Here is a 5,892-nt window from a genome sequence, read left to right as displayed (position 1 = left end):
TGACCCGGCGAGACTCCCTGACCGGGCGAGAGACGGACTCGGCGACTGAGAGACCCCCCGACACCATCGGCGTCCCCGCCCCCACCCTCCCCCTCATCTCCCTCACCCCGGTCCCCTCCACCGGGACCTTCGCCGCCATCTCCTCCCCCGCGCGCTTCTCCGGCGGCTCCCCCATGCCCCTCGTGCCCTGTCCCCCCATCTCCCGCATGCTCATGCCCGGTGCGCCGCTCGATGAGGTGCTTCACGAGCTGGACCAGTTCGGCGGGCTCGAAGGGCTTGGCGAGGAACGCGTCCACACCCACATCGAGGCCGGCCTCCATCTCGTACTGAGTGCACGCGCTGATGATGGCGAGGGGCAGGTGGTGGGTACGGGGATCGGCCCGGAGCAGGGCAGCGGTACGGAAGCCGTCCAGCCGGGGCATGACGACATCGAGCGTCACGACGTCGGGCCGCACTTCGTGCACCACGTCCAGACACTCGACACCATCGGCCGCGGTCACGACCTCTAGCCCTTCCAGCTCGAGGTTGACCCTGATCAGCTGCCGGATGACCTTGTTGTCGTCCACGACAAGGACCCGGCCCGGAGCGCCTGGCACACGTCGAGAGTAGGTCCGGACCGGCCACCGCGTCCGGGTTTTCCCCACTTCCACCCCGTACAGGGGACCCCCCGTCCCCGACCCGGGGAAACGGGTTCCTGATCACCCCGCGGGACCTGCTAGTGTTCTACCCGTCGCCGCAAGCGAGAGCTCAGCGCCCGACACGCCCCCGTAGCTCAGGGGATAGAGCAACGGCCTCCGGAGCCGTGTGCGCAGGTTCGAATCCTGCCGGGGGCACCCAACATGAGGTGCCCAAAGACCCCGTCACCAGCGGAAACGCTGAGGCCGGGGTCTTCGCGTATATGCAGGCGTATGCGGCCCGAAGCGGGCGTATGCCGGGGTCTGTGGACTATTCGTGGACAGGAACTGAGCGCGTCTGCCCAGGTCACAGCGGCTGCCTGGAGCGGACGTCGCCCGGCGTGCCGGTTCCGGTCCAGATTCGCGGCGTCGAATACGCTGCGAGGACGTCCAACCTGACGTCCTTGATAGTGCGTGCACACGACTGACTCCGCACGGCGGCGGCTCCTCACGTCGGCCCGGCCGACGCAGCCCCCGCATGCAGGAAGGGTGTGGCATGAGGCCTCCAGGCGTGCACCTGCGAGAGATCACCGACGACAACCGGGATGCCATTCGTGCCCTCCGCGTCCGACGTGATCAGAAGCAGTTCGTCGCCTCCGTGTCCAAGTCGCTCAAGCAGGCGGCACAGCACCCGGAGGCCAATCCCTGGTACCGCGCCGTGTACATCGGCGACGAGCCAGTCGGCTTCGTGATGCTGTCGTGGAAGCCGCCGGCTGGTCCCTACAAAGGGCGGCACTTCATCTGGCGCCTCCTCATCGACAAGCGGCACCAGAGACGAGGGATCGGCCGAGAGACTCTCACGCGAATTGCCGCTCTGGTTCGCGCGGATGGCGCCACCGAGCTGCTGACTAGCTACGATCCCGGCGACGGCGAACCGTGGCCCTTCTACCAGAAGTTCGGGTTCGAGCCCACCGGGGAGATCGATGACGGCGAGATCGTTCTGCGGCTCGTCTTCCCCGCCCAGTGAACTCATACGGGAAACCGCAGACCGTTCTCCGGTGGTCACCTGACTAAGAACTTGATTGGCTTCGGAAGCCTGCCAGCGACCGACGCCCGACAACCACGACGAAGCCCCCGGCCCGTTCGCGGGCCAGGGGCTAATGGCTATGTGCCTCGTCACTCGTATTCGCGCAGCAACTCTTCGATCTTGCGGTTGGCGATTTCCTGCCGTCCATCAATGCATTTGGCGTAGCGGCTCAGCAGCACCTCAACACTGTTACCCGCACGTTCGGCCACCTCGGTCGGATCTACCCCGGAGTTGAGCCACGTCGACAGCGCTGAGTGTCGGAGGTCGTACGGCCGCGCAGCGAGTGGCGAGGCGACGGCAGCCGGCTGGAGCCCAAGCGCCCGAGCCTCCTGCCACACGCGGTAGTACGTGGACGAGCCGACCACTCCCCCGCGCTCGTTGGTGAACAGCCGCCCGTCCTCAGCAGTGCCGAACGTATCGAGGTGCTGCCGGAGGATGGCGACGAGCTGGGGCGGGATAGGCACGAGCCGGACCTCCTCCGCCGGCCGGTTCTTGAGGCCTCGGTCGTCGTGGGTCTCGCCGGAGTCGGTCCACTGCTTGCCGACACTGGGACGCGTCCGGTTCAACAGTGCTGTCCCCCAGCCGACCTTTGGCAACTTCAGATCCGCGCTGGTGAGGCCCACGGCCTCAGCCGGACGCAGGGCGCCGTAGTACATGCAGGCGAACAGGCCGACGAGTCGACGGCCACGTGCCCGGCTGTACCCACCGACGTACGAGACCGCAGTCAGCAGGGACCGAGCCTGCTCGGGATTGGCGACCACCCGAGGGTCGACTTCCCCGGCAACCTTCGGCTTCTTCCATCGGATGCCCGTGATCGGGTTTTCCTTGAACTCGCCGAGGTCCACCGCATAGTGCATCGCATTGACGAGTGTTCGACGCTTGCGTCGAACCGTCTCCGCAGCTGCTGCCGTCCCATCGAGCTTCAGCTTCAGCGAGTCCAGGACGGCCCTGCCGATCGCAGCATCACCGAGGTCTGAAAGCGGGCGCGACGCCTTGGCCACCCAGTGCAGAGCGTTCGCGATCTCACTCGGCAATTCACGCTCGTCCGGACCCGGAAGGACAAAGGCCCAGTTACGAAGCGCCTTCCTGATCAGCTCCTCGGATGGCTGGCCTGGACGATCGTCGAGAAGAGCCATTGTCACCGCGGTCAGCGCCTCATTGATCCCATTACGCGTGTTGGGAGCCGCGTGGGGCCACTTCATGGCGAGATACTTCAGGGCGAAGGCGTACCAGCTCATCGAAGCTGCCCTTTCGACCATCGAGTCAGGCAACCCAGCAACGATGTCGAACTCTTCGCCGCCATGAGCGGCACGGAGCAGCTTGGAACGGTAGTGGTCCGCGAGCCCCTTGGTACGGAACTGCTCGGAAAACACGTTTCCGGCCACAGTCCATCGGACATCGAAGGACGGCTTCTTGGTGTTCCTCTTCCGGACGCTCCAGACCTTGACGTCGAGAGACTTCACGCAGCCGCCTCCAATTGCCGAAGCCACGAGGTGAAATCGCTGCGCCAAATGCGAAGCTCCCCGTTGGGCAGCTTGAACGCGGCCGGCCCCTCCCCCAGCTCGCGCCAGCGATAGAACGTCCGGCGAGAAACGCCGCCCAGTTCGTCCAAGACCTGGCGAACAGTCATCAGCTCGTCGCGACGGGCTTCCATGTCGGCTCTCCTTCCGTTCCGGGAGCGGGTTCGAGGGATGCGGCAAGCCAGGCTTCGGCGCGGGACAGGCCAGTGCCGGCGAAGACCCAGTGAGCGAGGACAAGCGTGGTCTCGCCGTCCTCCGGGACAGGCGGAACCGCTTGGGCCCGGCGCCAGTCGGCGCGGGCGTCACGGAGGGCACCGAGAGTGGTGGAGTAGCGGCGGGACTTCGTGGAGAAGTGGCCGCGGAAGCCGAGCATGTGGGCCCAAGCCCGCAGGCGGAGTTCTGCCAGCTCGGCACGGGCGCCCAAGGTCCAAGCGGTGCGGATCATCCGCCGGGCGTGTTCGCTGATCTGGACCTGTGCCAGCTCGGCGAGAAACTTGATAGGCCGGTCCAGGGTGCCGGTCGCGGTCTCTGCTCCTTTGGTGGCGTACTTGGCGATGTACGCCGCTACGGCCCGCTCGGTCAGCTCCTGGCCGTCGTCGAAATCAGCGGAGCGGATCGTGCGGACGTCGAGCTGACGGCCGAAGACGAAGGTATGGGGCCGCCCGTCGATCACCGGCCCGCCGACGCGCGCCGTAGTGGCAGCTGCCCGAACCGCATCGGTCAGCAGCTCGGCAGTGGCCCAGGAGGGAGGAGCGGAGTCGCCACCCTCGGGGCCGTCGAGGCGGATCACGGCGTGAAAGTGGACGGCACCCCGCTTCTGGTACTCGGCCACCTTCGCGAAGGAGATCCGGGCATGGTGCCGGAATGCTCGCTGAGTAAGGCCGGCCCGCTTGGCGACCTCACGGCGGAGGTAGATCGAGAACCGCCGCCACAGTGCCCCCGCGTGCGCGTTCCACAGCACGGCCGCCTCGTAGTCGTAGGAGTCCGGGTCGAGGGGCGTCCCCAGGACGGCGTCACCTTCCTCGTGCCGGAGACCGCAACGGCAGTTCCGGCCGCCAGAAGGGCGGTTGTGAACCGGGCCGAAGCTGGGGGCAGTGAAGGTGGCGAAGACGCGCGGGTGCGTGGCGACCCGTTCGGGCGTGCCCTTACCACCGCGCAGTCCGGCGGTGATCAGATGGTAGGTGTCGCGGCGGTAGGTCTCGGCGCAGGCCGCGCACCGGGTGGCGCGGCGGTTGTTGCAGCGGACGAGGAGCTGACCGGCGGGCAGGGCCGACGAGTCCAGGTGGTGTAGGACACGGCCGATCTCGCCGGTCGTCTGGTCCACCGCGTATTCGGTGCGATGGCCGTCGAGGCGGACGGGGTGGGTGCAGCCGCCCAGTCCGGACAGTTGGTGAGCCAGCTCGGGCATGGTGCCGAGGGAGGCCAGCATGGAGAGTTCCGCCAGCGGAAGCGGAGTCTGCCGGGTGATGATGACAGTTCCTTTCGGCTGCTTGGACGGTTGGGAGGGACGGCCCCGGGGCGGCGGGATGCTTGGCGGCTTGTTGCCGCCCCGGTGGCCGGTCAGCGCTTGTGCGCGCTGCTGAGGAGGGAGCGCAGGACCACGGCGGCGATGGCCACAGACATGGCCGATATGGCGACCGCCGCCAGGAGCGCGGTGAGCACGATGCCGACGACGACCACGGTGGCGACCGCGCCGACACCTACGCCCACGTACGGAGCGACCGTTCGGCTGGCGGAGAAGGCCGGAGCCTGCGTCTGCTGAGGCGTGACGGTTGTCGTCGGCAGAGTCGGGATGTCGGGCAGTTTGGGGCGGAGCACGGCGGACCTCCTTGTCACTTGTGGGTGCCATTGACCACGCCGACCCCGGAACGGGTGCCGGACTCGATGGCGGGAGCGAGGAAGGTGTGCGAAAGCAAGAAGCCGAACAGTGCGATCACGACGGCGACCCATAGCCGGACGCCGAGAAACTTGATCGCGGCCCAGGCGATGACGCCCAGGACGAAGACGAGCGGCAGCGAGACGGTCACGGGAGCTCCCTAGGCGGATCAGCGAACGCGGCAGCGATGGGTGCGGGCAGCCAGTTCGGCGGCGGCGCGGCTGTCGTAGTCGGCGGAGAAGCCGCAGCGCGGGGCTGTGCAGACGGCGGCGTGCTTCTCGCGGCCCCGGCCGTCGTAGTACGTGCCGACCTGGACGGGACCGATGCGGATGACTCGGCGGAATCGGCGGTTGGCAGGCATAAGTGCTCCTCTCAGAGCTGTGCGGCGATGGCTTCGGCCAGTGGTGCGGGGACGCCGAGCCGAGCGCGAAGGGTTGAGGTGTCGATGGCCGATCCGGTCCGGGCGTGGTGTTCGTCGGCAACCTTGCGGGCGTGAGCGACGAGCGCGGCCGGGACTGGTACCGGGCAAGGGGCGACGGCTGGTCGTTGTTCGGGCTCCGGGGCCATCGCGGTCGGCTCCGGAGCAGCCGGTGTGGACTCTTCGACCGTTTCGTGTGTGGTGTGGGCGAGCAGCGTCCCGCCGAGGAAGGCAACCGCGGGCCATCCGGCGACGAGAATGCGCAGCCAGGCCGGCATCTGATGCATGTTGAGCAGACCGGCGGTGGCCACGTTGGCGCCGAGCGAGGCGGCGAGGGCGATCACGAACCAGCACCACCCGGATGCTTTCGCATCGCC

At 67.7% G+C, this 5,892-nt stretch carries 9 protein-coding genes and 1 tRNA gene; 2 read left to right on the top strand and 8 right to left on the bottom strand.

Annotation, left to right across the window (positions count from 1 at the left end; translation table 11 throughout):
* On the bottom strand, positions 1-596 hold a 596-nt coding region (locus IE312_RS44295; protein ID WP_370467556.1), incomplete at its 3' end, for a response regulator.
* Positions 597-761: 165 nt separating this feature from the next.
* On the opposite strand from IE312_RS44295, the gene IE312_RS14340 reads away from it, so the two are divergent.
* Positions 762-833 (top strand) — tRNA-Arg (locus tag IE312_RS14340).
* A 352-nt stretch (positions 834-1,185) separates the two neighbouring features.
* Positions 1,186-1,641 (top strand): GNAT family N-acetyltransferase, encoded by a 456-nt coding sequence (locus IE312_RS14335; RefSeq protein WP_189981734.1) that lies wholly within the window; start codon positions 1,186-1,188, stop codon positions 1,639-1,641.
* A 149-nt stretch (positions 1,642-1,790) separates the two neighbouring features.
* Here IE312_RS14335 and IE312_RS14330 read toward each other — a convergent pair whose 3' ends face one another.
* From IE312_RS14330 to IE312_RS14300, 7 genes are all read right to left on the bottom strand, one after another.
* Positions 1,791-3,164, bottom strand: coding sequence for a tyrosine-type recombinase/integrase (locus IE312_RS14330; RefSeq protein WP_189981733.1), 1,374 nt, complete (start codon positions 3,162-3,164; stop codon positions 1,791-1,793).
* Entirely contained in the window at positions 3,161-3,355 is a 195-nt protein-coding gene (locus tag IE312_RS14325; protein WP_189981731.1) for a helix-turn-helix transcriptional regulator, read from the bottom strand. Before IE312_RS14325 ends, IE312_RS14330 begins: the two co-directional genes overlap by 4 nt.
* The gene (locus IE312_RS14320) at positions 3,331-4,650 is read right to left on the bottom strand and encodes a replication initiator (protein WP_189981730.1); all 1,320 of its coding nucleotides are present in this window, start codon (positions 4,648-4,650) and stop codon (positions 3,331-3,333) included. The genes IE312_RS14325 and IE312_RS14320 overlap by 25 nt, the downstream gene beginning before the upstream one ends.
* A 131-nt stretch (positions 4,651-4,781) precedes the next feature.
* Positions 4,782-5,039, bottom strand: a complete 258-nt coding sequence (locus IE312_RS14315; RefSeq protein WP_189981727.1) for a SpdD protein — start codon at positions 5,037-5,039, stop codon at positions 4,782-4,784.
* Between the two features lie 14 nt (positions 5,040-5,053).
* Positions 5,054-5,248: a hypothetical protein gene (locus IE312_RS14310; RefSeq protein ID WP_189981725.1), complete on the bottom strand. Its 195-nt coding sequence runs from the start codon at positions 5,246-5,248 to the stop codon at positions 5,054-5,056.
* An 18-nt stretch (positions 5,249-5,266) separates the two neighbouring features.
* Complete coding sequence (locus IE312_RS14305) at positions 5,267-5,458, bottom strand: mobile element transfer protein (protein ID WP_125214122.1); 192 nt, start codon at positions 5,456-5,458, stop codon at positions 5,267-5,269.
* 11 nt (positions 5,459-5,469) lie between these two features.
* Positions 5,470-5,892: DUF2637 domain-containing protein (locus IE312_RS14300; protein ID WP_229899719.1), on the bottom strand; the 423-nt coding region annotated here is incomplete at its 5' end.

It is taken from the genome of Streptomyces capoamus, assembly GCF_014654935.1.
In the GTDB taxonomy this organism is placed as follows: Bacteria; Actinomycetota; Actinomycetes; order Streptomycetales; family Streptomycetaceae; genus Streptomyces; species Streptomyces capoamus.
This window is presented reverse-complemented; position numbering and strand designations above follow the sequence as displayed.